The following is a 19,990-nucleotide window of genomic DNA, read 5'->3' on the forward strand; positions in this document are numbered from 1 at the left end:
GAAAAAACGGCTCAATTTTGAGCCGTTTTTTTGTTGTTATTTTACTATTGCATTTCCATTCTTCGCATTCCACCACCTTCTCTTGGTCGGTTTCCGTTTCCATTTTTTGTTGATTTTCCACCAAACTGATTTAAGTTGAATGTTAACGAGAACATTACAAAACGAGTCAGAATATTATTGCGTTGATCGATTGTTGATTCTGCTGTAATTGTACGCGTATAACTGTTATTTTGATTCAATAAATCGTAAACTTTAACACCAGCCTCCAATTTATCATCGAAGAAACGATACATCAAACTTGTATTCCACAAAAAGAAATCACGCTTGAAACCTGCTGCCATTCTCGAGTTATAATTGTAACTGAAATCATTTGTCCAAGTCAAATTTTTAGGAAAAGTAGAAATCGTTTTAATTCCGAAATTGTGCGTAATATTATTTTGATTATCAATAGAATAGTTTACATATCTCGAATTTGTAAAGTTCAAACGATAAGAAGGTGAAATCGTTAAATAATCACCATAATCCCAATTTAATCTCAATGTAGGCGATAGAGTTGTATTGTATTGCTCATATTTCACCGCATCTCTAAAACCTTGCGTTAAAGCATAACTTGCCGACATTCCTATATTTACTCTAAATTTATTGATCCCTTTCTGGTATTGCTTATTAAAGAAAAAGTTACCATTCAGACGATAATTCCCTTTTACATTTTCATACGTTGTAGTTCGTTTATAAATCGAATAATCCATTTCTGTATAATTCACAATATTCGATTCATTGTACGTATAACCTAAGTTAGCGTTAAACCCTTGACGTGTTTTACGATCAAAATTGCTAAACATCAAATTGATTTGATGCGCTTTATTTGGATCAAGATCCGGGTTACCTTTGAAAACATCTAACGGATCAGTTTCATCTAAAATCGGTAAAACTTGTGATGTCGAAGCCAAACTTGTCTGATAATTATACATTAAAGAAAGCGAGTTGTTTCCGCTTTGATAACGAATATTTCCCGAAATATCTGGCAAAGTTTTGTTTTGAGTTGAGCTGTAATCATCTGCTTTAAACGTTCCAAAATTTTGTTGATTATAGATATTTGCACCAAAACGTACAGTTGCCGAAATTTTATTTTTGTTCAGTAATAATTGAGCATATGGATTAAATTCATTCAATTGAGTTGAATAAAAACGCGTCAAATCATTGTTCAAATTATCATATTCTCCCGTTACATCATTATAATTCCATGTTCTATTATTGGTTTCAGAATCAGTTAAATTATAAGCAGAACCAACAGCAATTTTCAAAGAATCTGTAATTGGATACGTATATTTTATATCAAAATTGTATTGATTATTCTTCGAAATATTTTTTTCATTGATGTTTCGATAAATATCCGCTATCGAATCATTTGTATATAAAGTTGTTGAATTGATGAACGAATTTCGATCTGTTTTACCAATCGAAATACTTGAATTAAAGTCTAAATAAGATTTATTTTTGAATTTCTGATTAAGTGATAATAATGTATTAAATGTATTCGAATTTGATTTTCCATTCGAAGTTTGATTCATTTGATTTCTCAAATCACCCAAATCAGAATATGTTTTACTATCCGAAATCGATGAATTTGTAGATGATGAATTACTAAACGATGGATAAAAATAAACTTTTGTGTTGTTTTTCGTCCATTCTAAATTTGTTCCAAAATTATGTCCATACGATTCGCTTTTTGTTTTAGAATTTGCATCAGAAGTATAAATATTTTTAGGCGCAAAATTTTCGATATGTTTGTATTGATCATTTTTTGAAAACGAATGATTTAAACGGTAATCAGCTCCAATTTTCAAATTATCATTTAATTGATCGCTATAATTCAATCCAATCGATGTATTTGTTATTACTCCATCAGAACCTCTTCGTCCCATTCCGCCACGACCACGCGAACCTTCACCGCTTGTCATTCCAGAAGCCGCAATATCCGTTGAAGAACCAATTAAACTAATTTTCTTTTTACCTTTAAAATAATTTGCCATCAAATTGCCTTCGTAATGATTATCCGTTCCGTAACCCGCCGTGGCTTTGAGCATATAACCTTTCTTTTTATCTTCTTTCAAGGTAATGTTTAGCGAAGATTTATCCGATTTCGAACGTTCTCCAGAGAATTTTTCGTTCTTTGTTTTATAATCCGAAACCTGAATTTTTTTGATAATATCCGCAGGTAAATTTTCTAACGCAACTTTTCCATCTGTTCCAAAAAATGGTTCACCATCAATCAAAATCTCATTAACATCTTTTCCATTTACCGTAATATTTCCGCTATCATCCATTTCAAAACCTGGTAATTCTCTCAATAAAGCTTCCAAATTTGCATTCGGTTTTACTTTGTAAGAATCAGCATTATACTCGATTGTATCTTGTTTTACAACAGTAGGTTCCACATTTGTTACCACAACCTCATCTAAATCATAAATCATCGGATTAATGATAATTGTACCAAGATCAATATTGTTTTTGATGGATTCGAAACTTTGTTTGAAAACACCCTCTAAAGGATCATCAATAATTAAATAAACAGGTTTATTTTGAAGATTAATTTCAATTTTGAACGTACCATCATCATTTGTAGATGTCGTAGAAATTTTAGTAGAATCGGCTTTGTTTCCTAAAATAACTTCAGAATCAATTAAAGGAAAATTAAGTACATCCGTTACTTTTCCAGTGATGGTAATCTTTTCTTGTCCAAAAGAAAAAATCGTAATCAAACTAAAAAGAAATGATAGAATATATTTTGTCATGAGATGAATTGGTTTCTTCATCTGTTAGACATCAAATTTTGGGCAAAGTTTAATTTTGATTAAAGTTTTTTCCAACTTTTATCCGAAATTTTATTTAGATCAATTTCAGAAGTTGTGATAAAAAGAGGTGTAATTTCTACAATTCGCTTTACCTGAGTTGTTTTTAGGTTAGATTCTGGACAAAAAGTTTCGATTAAAACAATTTTTTCTGAATCAGAAGAATTGGATTTATAAAGCGTTTTTTGAATTTTTTTATCAATTTTCCAATTTGTACAACTTCCGATACTATAATATTCGAAAATTAAAAGAGGAAGAAATCCGAAGATAATTCCAAAGATAAATTTCATCACATTCATAAAATTCCATCCGTCTTTCTTTTTGATTGAAAGTAGAAAAAGCACATAAATACTAACTGCGGCAGCAAATGTTAAAAGCTTTGGAAATAGTTTCGCAAAGTCATGATTCGCGAATTCTAAACTGATAAAATCTCCAATCAGAAAGTATCCAATAAACCATATAATAAAAATTGTACAGATGATTAAGATAATATTTCGAAGAGTTTTATTCATTTCGCTTTAAGGTTTGTGTGGTATAAATATAAAAATATTCCTGTCAATAGACAGGAATACTCATACTAAAATAGATTTATTTATAAGATTTCAATAAATTCTCTAAAATTTCGCAGGCACATTCAGCCAAGTTTGTCCCTGGACCAAAGATTGCATCTGCACCATTTTGATAAAGATAATCATAATCTTGACGCGGAATAACACCTCCGACTACGATATAAACATCATCTCTACCTAATTCTTTCAATTGCTTTACAACTTCCGGAACCAATGTTTTGTGACCTGCAGCCAAAGAAGAAATTCCTAAAATATGAACATCATTCTCTACAGCTTGCTTCGCAACTTCTGCTGGCGTTTGGAACAATGGAGAAATATCCACATCAAATCCCATATCCGCAAAAGAGGTTGCAACGACTTTCGCGCCACGATCGTGACCGTCTTGTCCCATTTTTGCCACCATAATACGAGGGCGACGTCCGTCTTCTTCTGCAAACTCGTCAGCTAAATTACGAGCTTCCTCAAATTTATTCATTTTACCTGCTTCCATAGCATAAACTCCTTGAATTCCTCTTGTAATCGCTTTATGACGTCCAAAAACAGTTTCTAATGCATCAGAAATTTCACCTAAAGTAACACGACGACGAGCCGCTTCGATAGATAATTCTAATAAATTTCCTTCGCCTGTTTCAGCAGCTTTTGTTAATTGCGCTAAAATATCTTGTACAGCTTCGCTATTACGCTCCGCTTTAATTTGATTTAATCGATCAATTTGTTTTTGACGAACAGCTGTGTTGTCAACTTCTAAAATTTCGAACTCTTGTTGTTCTAATTTCGAGCGATAAGCATTTACACCTACAATTGCAACTTCACCAGAATCAATTTTGGCTTGTTTTTTTGCAGCAGCTTCTTCAATACGCATTTTTGGAATTCCAGCTTCTATGGCTTGCGTCATTCCACCTAATTCACGAACTTCTTGAATATATTCCCACGCTTGATTTGCCATTTCATTTGTCAAAGATTCAATCATAAAACTTCCTCCAAAAGGATCAGCTGTTCTACAAATTTGAGTTTCTTCTTGTAAAATGATTTGTGTATTACGTGCAATACGCGCCGAGAAATCTGTTGGTAAAGCAATTGCTTCGTCCAATGCATTGGTATGCAAAGATTGTGTTCCACCTAATGCAGCAGCTAAGGCTTCGATTGCTGTACGACCAATATTGTTATAAGGTTCTTGCTCTGTTAAACTCCAACCAGAAGTCTGACAGTGCGTTCTCAACATTAATGATTTTTTATTTTGAGGCTCAAATTCTTGCATCAATTTTGCCCATAACATACGAGCAGCTCTCATTTTTGCAATTTCTTGAGGGAAATTCATTCCAATCGCCCAGAAAAATGATAAACGAGGAGCGAAGTCATCAACTTTCAATCCTGCTTCCAAACCAGTTTTTACATATTCGTAACCATCTGCAAGCGTATAAGCCATTTCCAAAACAGGCGTAGCTCCAGCTTCTTGCATGTGATAACCTGAAATAGAAATCGAATTGAAACGAGGAATTTTTTGAGAAGTATATTCGAAAATATCTGCAATAATTTTCATCGAAGGAGTTGGCGGATAAATGTATGTATTACGCACCATAAACTCTTTCAAAATATCATTCTGAATGGTACCAGAAAGTTGATCTTGTGAAACACCTTGTTCTTCTGCAGCTACAATGTAGAATGCTAAAATAGGAAGAACAGCTCCGTTCATTGTCATCGAAACCGAAATTTTATCCAATGGAATTTCATTGAACAAAATCTTCATATCTTCTACAGAATCTATTGCAACGCCAGCTTTACCTACATCTCCTACAACGCGCTCGTGATCTGAGTCGTATCCTCGGTGAGTAGCCAAATCAAAAGCAACTGAAAGTCCTTTTTGACCAGCAGCTAAATTTCTTTTGTAAAAAGCATTCGATTCTTCGGCAGTAGAAAAACCTGCATATTGGCGAATTGTCCAAGGTTGACGAACATACATAGTCGTATAAGGACCACGTAAATATGGTGCAACTCCGGGTAGAAAGTTAATCTGTTTCAGATCTTTTACATCATCGTAATTGTAATCACTTTTGACTTGTAAACTATCTAATTCAAATGACTCTATATGTGATGGATTAGAATTTAGATTTCGTTTAAATCTTAAATTCGAAAAATCTGTTTTGTGATTCATCTTGCTAAGATAAATAATTATCTATTAGATTTTATAAAATTACCAATTTTTGAAACTGCTTTTTTCAACTTTTTGTCAACAAAAGTTGAAAAAACATTTTAATCGAGTTTTTTGGTAAAATTATTGATTGAATTTGATTATCAATAAATTAAAACCGCACAAAAAATAATTATTATGAAGCTAGATTTTAGTAACAAAAAGATTCCAGAGATTTTGAGTGAATTTCAGGATAAAAATACCTTTCAATGGCAAAATGATATTTTTGATTTGATGAAAAAGATCGATTCAAAAGAAGAAAAAGTTAATTTCCATTATTCGAGAGAAGATAATGTTTATATATCAAATTTTGATCCTCAATTTGTGAATGATACATTTCATTCGTTAAATAATTTTTTAGGATTGAAAAAAGGTGATTCTACACTTTTAAGTTCATCGGTTTTAGAAAATGAAGGAGAAATTTCATTGGTTCAAGCCATAGAAGGAGGTTTTGATTTGTATTGTCATGAAAATTCGGATAAAGTGAAGATTCCATTAACAGACGAAAGTCAAGACGAGATAGGATACGCATTAAATTATGCTTATTTGACAAAGAAACAGATTGAAAACTCTTTTGAAGATTTAGCAAGAATCGAAAAAATTGCTGTCGAAAGTGATGATTTGTCAGATGATTTGAAAAGTAAATTGAATGATCAAACGAAAACAACTTTTTATCAAGTTTTTACCGCGAATGGGTTTCCGATTGCAGTAAAGAAAATAGATGAAACAGATTATACAGTTTTAGATAAAATAGAACTTTCGGAAGATGAAAAAGGTAATTTAGTCTTGAATTCGCCTTACGAAAAAGAATCACTAAATTTAAATAGACAGGCTGTTGTTTCGGATGATCAGAAAAAGTTTAGATGGATTTTTGGAAATGAGTGTAAGTTGAATGGGAAAGATGTGGTGAATTTAGAATTGATCGAAGAGAAATTAAAACCATATATCGATTATAATTTTATTGTGATTGCTTTTCCGAAAAAAGGATCTACAGAAGATGTAATTTCTTTGGTAATAGAAAGTCGATTTGCAGAACATGTTGATATTCCAAAAAGTGAATTAGAATCTTATGAAGTTCCGCAACAAACATTTTTTATCGGAGATTTCCCAAAAAGTAATGATAAAGCAGCTATTAGAGCAGAATTAATTAGATTGTTGAAAGAATCTAACGAAAATAATTAATTCAAAAAGGGATACGACATCGTCGTATCCCTTTTTGAATTTAAGCAATAAACAATTTTTAGTATTGAATATCAATTAAAGATTTTAACGGAATCAAAACTCCATTCTTAATTTGTAAAAAATTATCCGTAACAGACCAAACAGTCGTCTCAATTTTCTTAGGACCTTGATCTGTTTGAAATGTAATATATGCTTTCGATTTGAATTCGTTTCCTAATCTTACTGCACCATTCAATTTGTTTGCCTCTACCGTTACTTCGTCTTTTGGCGCGTCTAAAAATTTATAGTTTCTTACTTCTTCTTTTTCGATAAGTTCTGCTTTCATCATTTTTTTAAATTTTGGTTAATTTAATCTTCCATAACACATGTATGAAATTAATCATATTTTTCAATAAACCATAACTTTCGTCATATTTTTTTGAACTTAATTAGAATTATTCAAAATACAGACCAAAATCAATTTTATGAAATTAAAATTTCATTAGAATATTAATCTTTTCTTCAACATATTAATCTGAAATAATATTATAGAAATCACTAAATTTGCAGAATGTCAGACGAAAAGAAATTTAAATCCGGTTTTGTAAACATCATAGGAAATCCAAATGTTGGAAAATCTACTTTGATGAATATGTTGATGAAAGAGCGTTTGGTTATCGCAACACATAAAGCGCAAACGACTCGTCATCGTATCAAAGGTATTTTGACAGGAGAAGATTATCAGATTGTATTTTCGGATACTCCTGGTGTTTTGGATCCTGCTTATGAACTGCAAACAAAAATGATGGATGCAGTAAATGAATCGTTGGTGGATGCCGATGTGATTCTTTATGTTGTAGAAATTGGAGAAAAACGATTGAAAAATGAACAAGTTTTCGAACGTCTGCAAAAAACATCTACACCAATTATTTTATTGTTGAATAAAATTGATACAGCTACGCCAGATCGATTGAATGAAGCGGTAGAATATTGGCACGAATTATTACCAAAAGCAGAGATTTTACCTATTTCGGCTAAAGAAAACGTTAATGTAGATTTGTTGATTAATAAGATCAAAGAAATTATTCCAGAAGGACCACAATATTATCCAGAAGATCAATTAACAGACCGTTCGGAGCGTTTTATTGTAAACGAAGTAATTCGCGAAAAGATTTTATTAAACTATCAAAAAGAGATTCCTTATTCTGTTGAGGTAGTAACAGAACGCTTCAAAGAAGATTTGAATTTAATTTCTATCGAAGCTGAAATTTTTGTAGAACGCGATTCTCAGAAAGGAATTATTATTGGACATAAAGGAGAGTCTTTATCGAAAGTAGGAAAAGAAGCAAGAGAAGAATTAGAAAAATTCTTTGATAAAAAAGTATTCTTGAAACTTTTCGTGAAAGTGCGAAAAGATTGGAGAAGCAAAGAGAATGATTTGCGTCGTTTTGGTTATTAAAAACGATTAAAAAATAGATAAGTCTTGAGAAATCAAGACTTTTTTTGTGGCTTTACCTAAATTTTAGTTGTAAATTTATAGAACAAAATCTATTCTAGAATTTAATTATTATGGCTAAAATATTATTTCCAACCGATTTTTCGGAAACAGCGAACAATGCTTTTTTGTATGCGTTAAACCTTGCAAAAGTTCTTAAAACAGATATTAAGTTAGTTTCGGTACAATCAAATCTTAAAAATTATCTTGAAGTTACAGAAGAAAACTTCGAAAATTATATCAATAAACTTAAAAATATTGCAAAAGAAAATAACCTTGAACATGTAAAAATAGAGAGTTCTTTGGTTGTTGGCGATTTGTTGTTGATGATTTTGGATATTATCAACAAAGATGATATACAATATGTGGTGATGGGAACGAATGGACAAAATAGTTTAGGCAAAAAGTTTTTTGGCTCTAATACTGTAAATGTCATTAATAATTCGCCTGCGCCTGTGTTGGTTGTTCCAAATAATGTGAAATTTAAAGAAGAAAGAAATTTTGCTTATGCTACATTGTTTAATCAAAAAGAGACAAAAGCTTTGGCGCAAATGGAAGAAGTGACAAAACGTTACGATAAATTGTTGAACATTGTACATGTTGATGACAAATCGATTACTCCGCAAATGTTAAGCGTAAAAAAAGAATGGGAAGAAGAATATCCTGAAGCGATGATTACAATTGAACCGAGTAAAGATGTAGAAGGTGGTTTAATCAATTATTGTATGAAAAACAATATCGATGTATTAGGCGTTGTTCACCGTGAATTATCATCTTTTGAAAGATTATTTACAATTAATCATAGCCAACGATTATTGTCGAGTGCAAATGTAGCGTTATTGGTTTTTCAGGAAAGTAAATAAATTAAAAACATAAAACTTAGAGCGGAGAATTCTCCGCTTTTTTGATTGGCTAAATTTTTGCAACAAATTTCTCAAAACACTTTTATGACGGAACTTCAGAAAATACAAAACCTCAAAAAACATAAAGCAATTGCAACAGGATTATTCATTTTGATGGCTTTTATTTACTTTTTGATGGTTTATCTAAGTCAACATTCACCTGCGAAATGGATTGGATATGTGGAAGCATTTGCCGAAGCAGCAATGGTTGGTGCACTTGCCGATTGGTTTGCGGTTACGGCTTTGTTCAAATATCCGCTTGGACTTAAAATTCCGCATACAAATTTGATCGAAAATAGTAAAAATTCGATTGGAGATAATTTGGGACAGTTTGTAACTGAGAATTTTTTGACACCATCTACAATTCGTCCATATATCGAGAAATTAGAAGTTGTAAAATACGCAGCAGATTGGTTGAATAAACCTACGAATCAAGAAATGTTGCAAGAAGAATTGATTAATTTCTCCAAGAAAATTGTCAAAGATTTAGATGATAAAGATGTCGTTGATTTTATAACCTTGAAAGGTGATGAAATTTTGAAACAATTTGATTTACCTGAATTAGTATCATCAAGTTTAGAGTATATTTTAGAAAAGGAAAAACACGACGAAATTTTAGAAGCAATCATTCCAAAAGCGAAAGAGTATATTTTAGAAAGTGATTTGATTATTAAAGATAAATTAAATGAAAAACATCCTGTCATTTCATTTTTTGCTGGTAAAAAAATATCGAAAGGAGTAGTGGAAGGCGTGGTTAGTTTTTTGGATGAGGTTGAAGCGGACAAAGAGCATCCAATTCGTCATAATATCGAACGAATTATCCGAGAAAATATTCAGAATATAAAAGAATCTCCCGATTGGAAATTTAGGTTAGAATCGCTTCGAGATGATTTTATCACAAAAGAACGATTGAATGATTATGCTTTGGATTTGTGGTTGGCGATTAAACAAAATTTGACTGAAAGTTTTGATGATGATAATTCTGCAATGCAAGTTTACATTAAAAAAAATATAATAAAATTGACCGAGAATTTGAACGATAACCAAGAAATGATTGATAAGATTAATGGTTGGGTGCGTCATTTTATTTACCGTATGATTTTACGAAATGTCAAAGAAGTAGAAAGTTTGATTAGTAATACCGTTGATAAATGGGAAGGAAAAGAGTTGAGCGAAAAGCTAGAATTGGAAGTTGGGAAAGACTTGCAATTTATTCGGATTAACGGAACGTTGGTTGGAGGACTTGTTGGTTTAGTTATTTACACGATTACGCAATTGGTATTTCATTAAAATATAAAAGCTCGAGAATCTCTCGAGCTTTTTCAATTAACAACTATAAATATTACTTAACTAAATTAAGTTTTTCATCTGCTTTCCAAATTCTATATTCTAAAGTATAGCCTTTTGGTACGTAAACTACGATTGGTAATTTGCTATTGTAACGCGTTTGAATAGATTGTGCGTGTACAATTTTTTCGACAGATTTATTGTCAAAACATCCCATTAAAGTTCCTCCAACGTTACCGTTTGATTCGAAATTGAAATAATCATAACCCCAACCATCAACAGTTTTTTGTTCGAAGGCTCCTGCTAAGAAAAAATGATTACAAGAATCAACCAATGTTTTTTTACCTGCGAAAATTTCTACACTATAATTATCTTCGTTAGGTAAAGTTTTCAACGTGATAATTTTTTGTTCATATCCATCTTTTGCTTTTGGATACATTGAATAATCTATTTTCATATTTTTTTGCGCGAATGTTACCATAACCATTAATAATGCTAAAACGCTAAATACTTTTCTAAGTTTCATACTAATTTGATTTTATTTTATTTGTTTTCTATTAGTAAGATGCAAAAGTTAGGTGAATGGTTGTGTGAGGGAATGTTAAATTTTTGTGAAATAAAAAAAGACAATCAAATTGATTGTCTTTTTTGCTCCTCCTCTTGGGCTCGAACCAAGGACCCTCTGATTAACAGTCAGATGCTCTAACCAACTGAGCTAAGGAGGAGTATCGTTATCGATATTGTGTTGCAAATATAGAGCAAATTTTATTACTTCCAAATCTTAAAAGTATTTTTTTTCGTTCTACAAGTCGCATTAATAGGCAACTCTTTGAAAATGAATCAGAAATAATTCAAAAAAATTATTCATAATGACGAAAAATTCCTTGTTGTGTTGCCGTCCACAATGGTGCTTCTTTATTTGCTGCTTTTAGCGCGCTTGCTGCCCACGTATTACACGTAAAAAATAAGCTATAACTTCCTTTTGCTTCGTAAAACGAATCACTATCTCCATAAACAGCATCCGTTTTTATTAATTCGACTTTGTTATTTTTATCTAAATCAAATGATTGCTTGATGTAAACAATTAATTTTTGATATTCCTCTAAGCTCATGTTTACTTTTTTACAATCTTCTCCCAACGTCATTTTATCATAAAAAGTAGTATGCATCGCCGAATCTCCCAACCAAAATGCAGCGTTGAAAGCAGTAGAAAATTTCAAATCTTTCCATTCTGGTGTATCCAAATAGAAACCTTTATCACCCCAACCAAAGGCAATATATTTGTATTCTTTTTTCGATTTCGTATCCGAAAAAGGCACAAAAGTCGACCAATCAATCGCTTCAGATTTTACTGGAACCACAATATCTGTATGTACGCCATTTGTCAAAATATAAGCTGTAATTTGATCATTAGGCTTTTCTTTTTGCTTATTTACTGGAATTAATGGCAGCAAAACTACTGCAAGTAAATACACCACAATTAGTAAAACTAAAGCTCCTAAAGTTTTGAGTAGAATTCGGAAGATTTTTTTCATAGTATTTTGTTGTGTAACGAATATAAAACAAAAAACCTCGCAATTGCGAGGCTTTTCTTAATTTGATTCGTTGTAAAGTGTATTATGATCTTTGTCCAAGAAATTAAATTGTAAGTATTTGTACGCATCTCTTGGTACAATCTTAATCCACTTTTTATGCTTAAAAAACCATTTCATCTGAATGCTTGGCAATCCATGTTGTAAATAAGCAGCTACGAAAGGATGCACGTGCAACGACATTTTTCGTAAATCCTTATCTTTTCTATCAAGGATATTCAAGAGCACTTGTTCAATTTTATCAATTGTAACGATAGGTGCTTCAACTTCATTCGATTCTTGGTTAGGATTTTCTTCAGTTGTCACGAAATTCACTTCTGGGCGAACACGTTGTCTTGTAATCTGAATCAATCCAAATTTACTTGGTGGCAAAATCTTATGTTTTGCTTTATCTTTCGCCATTTCAGCTCTCAGATGTTCGAACAATTCTTTCTTATGTTCTACATCCGTCATGTCAATAAAATCGACCACAACAATTCCTCCCATATCACGTAATCGCAACTGACGTGCAATTTCAGAAGCAGCAATTTTGTTTACGGCAAAAGCTGAATCTTCTTGATTTTTAGAATTACGAGAAATATTTCCTGAATTCACATCAATTACATGTAACGCTTCTGTATGTTCAATCACAAGATATGCACCTTTAGATTGTGGAATAGTTACCGTTTTACCAAAAGCTTGTTTAATTTGTCTTTCGACATTAAACTTCTCAAAAATTGGAACAAATGGATCGTCGTATTCTTTTACCAAATTAATTTTATCTGGTGCAATAACTTCCAAATATTCGCGCATCTCGTCAGCTAATTCGTCATCATCAACAGAAATTTTAATAAAATCATCATTAAAATTATCTCTCAAAATAGAAGAAGCTCTGTCCATTTCGCTGAGAATTTTAGCTGGCGCTTTCTTTTTTTGAAGATTTTTGAAGATTTGAGTCCATTTGTTTAACAAATATGCCAAATCTGCTTGCAATTCTTCTGCGTTCTTCTCTTCGGCAACTGTTCTGATAATAACTCCGAAGCCTTCTGGTGTTAAACCTTCTAAAATTTTGATTAAACGATCGCGTTCTGGTTTTTGTTTGATTTTTTGCGAAATCGAAACACGTTCCGAAAATGGAACTAAAACTAAATATCGACCAGCAATTGAAATTTCAGAAGTAATTCTTGGTCCTTTCGTATGGATTGGTTCTTTTGTAATTTGAACCAAAACGGAATCACCTGGAGCAAAGATTTCTGTAATTTGTCCATCTTTGTCAATCGGCTCTTCCATACGGAAGTTCTTCAATTTTTCGGTTTTGTACGTGCCATTTGCTACAATTTTGTTGTAAGCATTTGACGAGCGTATTTGTGGACCTAAGTCATGGTAATGTAAAAATGCATCTTTCGAATAACCAATGTCAACAAAGGTTGCATTTAAACTGGGAGCTAATTTTTTGATTTTACCCAAGTAAATGTCGCCAACTGCAAAGCCATCATTTGCAGTATCTTGATGAAATTCCATCAAGCGACCTTCATCTAAAACTGCGATGCGTACTTGATCAGCTAAGGCTGAAATCACTAATTCTTTACTCATCAAAAAATTATGTTTTTAAAAATGATAAAAGCACTTTCCAAAATTTCCATTGAAAAGTGCTATCTTGTAAAAAGACTAAATTATTAATAGCTTAGCTACTAATTATTTTTTCTTTTTGTGTCTGTTAAGACGACGACGTTTTTTGCGTTTGTGCGTCGCTACCTTATGTCTTTTACGTTTTTTTCCGCTTGGCATGATACAATTATTTTATTGTTATTTGATTACGTTTGCTTCGCTAGTCTTTACATCTTCGATGAAAGTCTTCGCTGGTTTAAATGTAGGAACGTTGTGTGCTGGGATAATGATAGAAGTACCTTTTGTAATGTTTCTACCTGTTTTTTCAGCTCTAGTTTTAATAGTAAAAGAACCAAATCCTCTTAAGTATACATTTTCTCCTTCTACTAATGATTTAATCACCTCCTCCATAAACGATTCTACCACTCTTTGAGTATCGCTCTTTTCAAGTCCTAATTTACCTGAAATGTTATTTACTATTTCTGCCTTTGTCATAATTCCTCTTATTATTCTTAAATTTGAAAGCGGGTGCAAATATAACGATAGTATCCCAACAAAAAAAGATTTTTTCAGTTTTTATGAACTTCAACTATCTGATTTTGTCATATTTTGACAAAAATAAACGAGATTTACCTTGGCGTCATACAAAAGACCCATTTCACATTTGGTTGTCGGAAATTATTCTCCAACAAACAAGGGTTGACCAAGGTATGAAATTTTACAATAATTTCATACAAGAATTTGAGACTATTTTCGATTTGGCAAATGCCGACGAACAAAAAGTCCTAAAATTCTGGCAAGGACTGGGTTATTATTCCCGTGCCAGAAATTTGCACTTCACGGCAAAGACGATTGCTGATGAATTAAATGGACAATTTCCGAATAATTTCAAAGATTTAAAAAAGCTAAAAGGCGTAGGAGATTACACTGCTGCTGCAATTGCATCTATTGTATATGATGAATCTGTGCCTGCTGTAGACGGAAATATGTTTCGAGTTTTTGCGCGATATTTTAATATTACAGATGATATAAGTTCGCCAAAAACAAAGAAGATTTTCTGGGATTTGGGCTTAGAAATCATTGATAAAAAACGTCCAGGTGATTTTAATCAGGCGGTGATGGATTTGGGTGCAACGATTTGTACACCAAAACAACCAAAATGTGAAATTTGTCCACTTAATGAGTCTTGTGAAGCGCTTCGATTAAATAAAGTAAACGAATTGCCTATCAAATTGAAAAAGACAAAAGTATCAAATCGTTTTTTACATTTTATTTTCATCGAAAATGAAGATAAAATTGCGTTGTCTAAACGAATTGGAAATGATGTTTGGAAAAATTTATTCACTTTTCCAAAAATCGAAACTGAAACTGATTTGTTGGATAAAGGTTGGATTTTAGATAAAAATCTTGAAAATAATTTAACTTTTATCGAAGAAGAGAAACACATTTTGTCACATCAAAATTTATTTATAAAATATTGGAAATTAAATGTATCTTTAAAAGATATAACAAATTTGCAAGCCGAAAATGATTTTGAAATGATTGCTTTAAACGATCTCGAACATTATCCGCTTCCAAAACCAATAGAAAAATTTATAAATAAACATTATTTGGATTAACTTTGTAAGTAACAAGCCACTAAAAACCTATTACAACTATGAATGGAACAACGAATAAAGTACTTTTGATCGGAAATTTGGGCGATGATGTAAAATTGCATCATTTTGACGAACAAAATTGTATTGGACGATTTCCTATTGCAACGACAGAATCATATATCTCTAGAACGGGAGAGCGAATTACAGAAACAGAATGGCACAATATTGTGACACGCAATAAATTGGCAGAATTATGTGATCGTTATCTAAAAAAAGGAGATAAAGTTTTTGTTGAAGGACGTATCAAAACGCGCAAATGGGACGATAACGGACAAACGCGTTATACAACAGAAATCGTAGCAAATTCAATCGAGTTTTTGACACCCAAAATTGACAATGAACAACGTCAAGCCATGCAAAATGATCAGAACAAAGTTCAGCAAAGTCAACAAAACACAACAGTTGTCGAGCCGCCTTTTATAGATGAAGGAGAAGACGATTTACCTTTTTAGAAATTAAAAAATTAAATGAATTTTACAAAACTTAACGTTTTACGTTATACAATGAATTTTAAAACTATAATAGCATTATGTAGTAGTGCTATTTTTTTTGTGTCGTGCAATAAAAACGAGGAAGTTGCCAAACCTTTAGGGCAAGTTCGTCTCGAATATCCGCAACAAACTTATCTATCATTCAAAGAAAATGTGCCTTATACTTTTCAGTATTCAAACTTTGGGAAGGTGATTGCAGGGAAAAAACCAAACTCTTTCAATATTGTTTATCCACGAATGAAAGCAACAATTTACCTGACGTATTTTCCAGTTCAGTCACCACAAGATTTAATCGTTCAAATAAAAGAAAGTGAAAGTTTTGTACAAGAACAGACGGTTAAAGCCAGTTTTATCTCGCCACAAGAATTTTCTTTTCCAGAAAAAAAGGTTTTTGGTACTATGTATGAATTAGGAGGAGAATCAGCGATTAATATTCAATTTCATGCGACGGATAGTGTAAAGAATTTTTTAGCAGGTTCGGTTTATTTCAAAACTCAACCAAAACCTGATTCTTTAGCTCCAGCAGTTGATTATATCAAAAAGGATGTAAAAAAATTGTTAGAAACCTTAGAATGGAAAAAATAAACAGCTTTGATAAATAAATTCTATTAATTTTGTAATCGTTTAATAAAATTAGAACATAAATAAATTTAAAACAATATGTTAATACAGATAGCTACCTTAATGCTTAGTTTGATGCTTTTAGTAATGTTGCACGAGCTAGGACATTATGTTACAGCGCGATGGTTTGGCGTTCGTGTCGAACGTTTCTTTTGTTTTTTCGATGTGAAATTTGCCATTTGGAAAAAGAAAATTGGAGATACTGTTTATGGTATCGGTTGGTTGCCTCTTGGAGGATACGTAAAACTTTCGGGAATGATTGACGAAAGCATGGATTTGGAACAAATGAAACAAGAGCCAAAACCATGGGAATTCCGTGTGAAACCAGCTTGGCAACGATTAATCATTATGTTAGGTGGTATTATTGTGAATATCATTTTAGCGATGATTATTTATACTATTTTATTCATTTCTCAAGGAAAAAGCTTTGTTGATGTAAACAAAATGCAATATGGAATCGAAGCGAATGCAACGCAAACTAAATTTGGCCTGCAAAAAGGTGATATTCCTGTAGGCGTAAATGGTGTTAAATATCAAGCATTAAACGAAATAGGAAAAGAAGCTTTATTAGGTGGTGAAACTTTAGATGTAAAACGTCAAGGAAAAGAAGTTTCTTTACCAATTACAGAAGATTTCAGAACTGAAATTTTAAACGCTAAAGGCGCTTTCTTTATTCCTCAAATGCCAACTGTTGTAGATTCGGTTGTTGAGAATAGTGCAGCACAAAAAGCAGGTTTATTAAAAGATGATAAAGTAATTGCTATTGATGGTTTCACAACACCTCTATTTTCAGATTTAACAAATAAATTAAAAGAATACAAAGGGAAAACTGTTTCTTTGAGTGTTGAAAGAAAAGGTGAGCCTGTAGAGTTGATGGTTAATGTAGGTAAAGATGGAAGCATTGGATTCCTAAGATCAACAGCGTATTTAGATTCATTGATTTCTAAGGAAGATTATACAATTGGTGAAGGAATCGCAAAAGGAATTGTAGAGCCATTTGAAGCGATTGCAACGCAAGTTCGTGGAATTGGAACATTATTCCAAGTAAAAGACGGTCGTAAGCAAGTTGCTGGGCCAATTGGAATGGTAAAACAAATGCCAAAAGAATGGAACTGGTTATTTTTCTGGTCATTTACGGCTATGATTTCTGCTTGGTTAGCATTCATTAACTTATTACCAATCCCAGGTTTGGATGGTGGACATGCTGTTTTTGCTATCTATGAAATGGTGACAGGTAAAAAACCAAGTGAAAAAGTTTTAGAAAAAGCACAAATGGTTGGAGTTGTAATTATCTTAGGATTAATGGTATTCATATTTGGGAACGATATTGTGAATATGATTTTTAAATAAATTTTAAAATATTTTTTGTGGGTGTAAAAAATACTTCTATATTTGCACCCACAATTAAGCAACATTCCTCCTTAGCTCAGTTGGTTAGAGCATCTGACTGTTAATCAGAGGGTCCTTGGTTCGAGCCCAAGAGGAGGAGCTTTTTTAGTGAAACGTCAAACAAAGACTTAAAAATAAAATTTTAAAATATCGGATTTTCCTCCTTAGCTCAGTTGGTTAGAGCATCTGACTGTTAATCAGAGGGTCCTTGGTTCGAGCCCAAGAGGAGGAGCAAAAAAGACAATCAATTTGATTGTCTTTTTTTATTTTATATCAATTTCAGTATGGTTATTCAACCAGTCTTTTGCCATTTCGAATGTAGATAAATTTTTGCTCAATTCTAGTGGTTTCTCCTTAAGTAATTTTAAAAATTGTTGATTGACTAAATCAATTGTGTAGCGTTCTGCTTGATTTAGCTGTTGTTTTTCTCGGTTTGAAGCGTAATAATTATTTTTATTAATAAAATTGAAATAATCATTGACCAATTCCCAAAGTTCAGGAATTCCTTTTCCGATTAATCCAGAACCGATAATTGATTTTCTTTTCCATTGAGAAGATTTGGTTGGTAAAAATTGCAATGAACGAACAATGTCTAATTTTGCATCTTTCACTAATTTTTCTTGAAATGAATCTGATTTATTAACGAAAATCAAATCAGCCATTTCCATAATTCCGCGTTTTATTCCTTGTAAATCATCTCCAGAACCCGGAAGTTGAAGAAATAGGAAGAGATCTGAAATTTCATTTACTAAGGTCTCAGATTGTCCAACACCAACAGTTTCAATCAAAATATTTTCAAATCCTGCTGCTTCACATAATAAAATTGCTTCATATGTACGTGACGTAACACCGCCTAAAGAGCCGTTAGAGGCGCTTGGACGTATATAAGCATTCTCTTCTCGAGATAAGTCTTCCATGCGTGTTTTGTCGCCTAAAATACTTCCTTTGGAAAGTGAACTACTAGGGTCAATAGCTAAAATTGCTACTTTTTCATCTTTACTCAGAATATATTTCCCCAGAGATTCGATAAAAGTACTTTTACCAACACCAGGAATTCCAGTAATGGCAATTCTTTTTGACGTTATGGAAACAGGTAATAAACTAATGATATGTTGCGCTAATTTTAAATCGTCTAAACGATTGCTTTCGGCAAGTGTAATAGCTCTTGATAAGGCAAAACGATCACCTTCTTTTATTTTTTGAGCAAGTATTTCGGGGTCAATTTTTCGCATAAGACACAATCTTAGATTAAAGATAAAGTCTTAATTAAGAATAAAAAAATACAATCGAGATTTGTGAAATTATTTTATATAGCTCTTGTATTAATTGGTGTAAAAAATAAAATGAATATAAATGAATATCTATTTAAAATTCAGTTGTATAAACTTTATTAATTCGTGATTATGAATTTTTTTGTTCCGCTTTAATTCTTTTTATAAAAGCAGAAGGAGATTCGTTCATTATTTGAGTAAAAGTTGTCGTAAAAGTACTGTGAGAAGCAAATCCGCAATCGCTTGCTAAATAGCTTACTTTCGTATTAATGTATTTCGGCTCATTTTGAAGTCGATTTACAATGTAATTTACTCTCAACTCATTCAAATAAGAATTAAATTGTTTTTGACGATGAGTTTTAATGATTTCGGAAAGGTATTTTGTATTCGTTTCAAATTGTTTTGATAATGAAGCAAGATTAATATCTTTCTTAGTAAAGCCTTTATTCTTCTCAAATAATTCTAATTTTCGAAGTAAATCATTTTCGGTTTTAGATGAAATGCTAAGATTATTCATTGGTTTTTCCTCAATGATAACCTCTGTTGGCGGAGTTGGAGGAATTATTTTATTTGTAACCTCTTGTTTGATTGGTTCAGAAGGAATTTCTTTAATTTCTTTTACAGAATTAATTTCTTCAGTAGAAATTTCAGTTGATTGTTTAGTTTTTTTGGAAACAAAGTAAATAATTAATCCTAAGATAATTATAGCTAAAACTATTAATGAAATGATTAACCAAGTTTCCATTTTTGTAAAATTTATATTCCGAATTAATAAAATAAAACCAATTGATAATCATTAAAATACTTGTTTTTTTCTGATTATACTATTGTAAAAATACTCCGAAATTTTGAAATAAAAAAGGCTAACTTTTAAGAGTTAGCCTTTTTTTGAAATTCATCTTTGCTTGGAGAACAACCACAGCCTTT

General features: G+C 31.9%; 18 protein-coding genes and 3 tRNA genes. 10 read left to right on the top strand and 11 right to left on the bottom strand.

Annotated elements, in window-relative coordinates; genetic code table 11:
* Positions 1–44 precede the first annotated feature (44 nt).
* From B2217_RS12475 to scpA, 3 genes are all read right to left on the bottom strand, one after another.
* Positions 45–2,816, bottom strand: coding sequence for a TonB-dependent receptor (locus B2217_RS12475; protein WP_291122719.1), 2,772 nt, complete (start codon positions 2,814–2,816; stop codon positions 45–47).
* Between the two features lie 38 nt (positions 2,817–2,854).
* Entirely contained in the window at positions 2,855–3,364 is a 510-nt protein-coding gene (locus B2217_RS12480; protein ID WP_291067200.1) for a hypothetical protein, read from the bottom strand.
* Positions 3,365–3,440: 76 nt separating this feature from the next.
* Positions 3,441–5,573 carry a methylmalonyl-CoA mutase gene (gene scpA, locus B2217_RS12485; RefSeq protein ID WP_291122721.1) on the bottom strand — a complete coding sequence of 711 codons (2,133 nt, stop codon included), beginning with the start codon at positions 5,571–5,573 and terminating at the stop codon, positions 3,441–3,443.
* Positions 5,574–5,747: 174 nt separating this feature from the next.
* Between scpA and B2217_RS12490 the strand changes: the two genes are divergently transcribed.
* Entirely contained in the window at positions 5,748–6,791 is a 1,044-nt protein-coding gene (locus B2217_RS12490) for a hypothetical protein (RefSeq protein WP_291093596.1), read from the top strand.
* A 58-nt stretch (positions 6,792–6,849) separates the two neighbouring features.
* On the opposite strand, the gene B2217_RS12495 is transcribed toward B2217_RS12490, so the two are convergent.
* A complete protein-coding gene (locus B2217_RS12495; RefSeq protein WP_291062346.1) occupies positions 6,850–7,119 on the bottom strand; it encodes a hypothetical protein in 270 nt (89 codons plus the stop codon).
* Positions 7,120–7,341: 222 nt separating this feature from the next.
* Between B2217_RS12495 and era the strand changes: the two genes are divergently transcribed.
* The 3 genes from era (at position 7,342) to B2217_RS12510 (ending at position 10,457) form a co-directional block, all read left to right on the top strand.
* On the top strand, positions 7,342–8,229 hold the full coding sequence (gene era / locus B2217_RS12500; RefSeq protein WP_291062348.1) for a GTPase Era: 888 nt from the start codon (positions 7,342–7,344) through the stop codon (positions 8,227–8,229).
* 110 nt (positions 8,230–8,339) lie between these two features.
* A complete protein-coding gene (locus tag B2217_RS12505; RefSeq protein ID WP_038334827.1) occupies positions 8,340–9,128 on the top strand; it encodes a universal stress protein in 789 nt (262 codons plus the stop codon).
* An 84-nt stretch (positions 9,129–9,212) separates the two neighbouring features.
* A complete protein-coding gene (locus tag B2217_RS12510) occupies positions 9,213–10,457 on the top strand; it encodes a DUF445 domain-containing protein (protein WP_291093593.1) in 1,245 nt (414 codons plus the stop codon).
* Positions 10,458–10,509: 52 nt separating this feature from the next.
* Here B2217_RS12510 and B2217_RS12515 read toward each other — a convergent pair whose 3' ends face one another.
* The 5 genes from B2217_RS12515 to B2217_RS12535 form a co-directional block, all read right to left on the bottom strand.
* Complete coding sequence (locus B2217_RS12515) at positions 10,510–10,980, bottom strand: ecotin family protein (protein ID WP_180905666.1); 471 nt, start codon at positions 10,978–10,980, stop codon at positions 10,510–10,512.
* 125 nt (positions 10,981–11,105) lie between these two features.
* Positions 11,106–11,179 (bottom strand) — tRNA-Asn (locus B2217_RS12520).
* A gap of 135 nt (positions 11,180–11,314) precedes the next feature.
* Positions 11,315–11,989 (bottom strand): TIGR02117 family protein, encoded by a 675-nt coding sequence (locus B2217_RS12525; protein WP_180905667.1) that lies wholly within the window; start codon positions 11,987–11,989, stop codon positions 11,315–11,317.
* Positions 11,990–12,046: 57 nt separating this feature from the next.
* Positions 12,047–13,618 (bottom strand): Rne/Rng family ribonuclease, encoded by a 1,572-nt coding sequence (locus tag B2217_RS12530; protein ID WP_038334846.1) that lies wholly within the window; start codon positions 13,616–13,618, stop codon positions 12,047–12,049.
* A gap of 213 nt (positions 13,619–13,831) precedes the next feature.
* A complete protein-coding gene (locus B2217_RS12535) occupies positions 13,832–14,128 on the bottom strand; it encodes an HU family DNA-binding protein (protein WP_019975652.1) in 297 nt (98 codons plus the stop codon).
* 104 nt (positions 14,129–14,232) lie between these two features.
* On the opposite strand from B2217_RS12535, the gene mutY reads away from it, so the two are divergent.
* The 6 genes from mutY (at position 14,233) to B2217_RS12565 (ending at position 18,024) form a co-directional block, all read left to right on the top strand.
* Positions 14,233–15,252, top strand: coding sequence for an A/G-specific adenine glycosylase (gene mutY, locus B2217_RS12540; protein WP_291093588.1), 1,020 nt, complete (start codon positions 14,233–14,235; stop codon positions 15,250–15,252).
* A 38-nt stretch (positions 15,253–15,290) separates the two neighbouring features.
* Positions 15,291–15,743 carry a single-stranded DNA-binding protein gene (locus B2217_RS12545; protein ID WP_038334855.1) on the top strand — a complete coding sequence of 151 codons (453 nt, stop codon included), beginning with the start codon at positions 15,291–15,293 and terminating at the stop codon, positions 15,741–15,743.
* Between the two features lie 15 nt (positions 15,744–15,758).
* Complete coding sequence (locus tag B2217_RS12550) at positions 15,759–16,367, top strand: gliding motility lipoprotein GldD (RefSeq protein ID WP_244957998.1); 609 nt, start codon at positions 15,759–15,761, stop codon at positions 16,365–16,367.
* 75 nt (positions 16,368–16,442) lie between these two features.
* The gene (gene rseP, locus B2217_RS12555) at positions 16,443–17,753 is read left to right on the top strand and encodes an RIP metalloprotease RseP (RefSeq protein ID WP_280045411.1); all 1,311 of its coding nucleotides are present in this window, start codon (positions 16,443–16,445) and stop codon (positions 17,751–17,753) included.
* Positions 17,754–17,818: 65 nt separating this feature from the next.
* A tRNA-Asn gene (locus B2217_RS12560) sits at positions 17,819–17,892 on the top strand.
* Between the two features lie 58 nt (positions 17,893–17,950).
* Positions 17,951–18,024: transfer RNA gene (locus B2217_RS12565), tRNA-Asn, on the top strand.
* A gap of 31 nt (positions 18,025–18,055) precedes the next feature.
* Here the strand turns inward: B2217_RS12565 and meaB are convergent.
* Both meaB and B2217_RS12575 read right to left on the bottom strand, forming a co-directional pair.
* Positions 18,056–19,024, bottom strand: coding sequence for a methylmalonyl Co-A mutase-associated GTPase MeaB (gene meaB / locus B2217_RS12570; protein WP_291122723.1), 969 nt, complete (start codon positions 19,022–19,024; stop codon positions 18,056–18,058).
* 169 nt (positions 19,025–19,193) lie between these two features.
* Entirely contained in the window at positions 19,194–19,808 is a 615-nt protein-coding gene (locus B2217_RS12575) for a helix-turn-helix domain-containing protein (RefSeq protein WP_180905670.1), read from the bottom strand.
* Positions 19,809–19,990 lie beyond the last annotated feature (182 nt).

It is taken from the genome of Empedobacter sp. UBA7620 (assembly GCF_002484185.1).
GTDB lineage: Bacteria > Bacteroidota > Bacteroidia > Flavobacteriales > Weeksellaceae > Empedobacter > Empedobacter falsenii_C.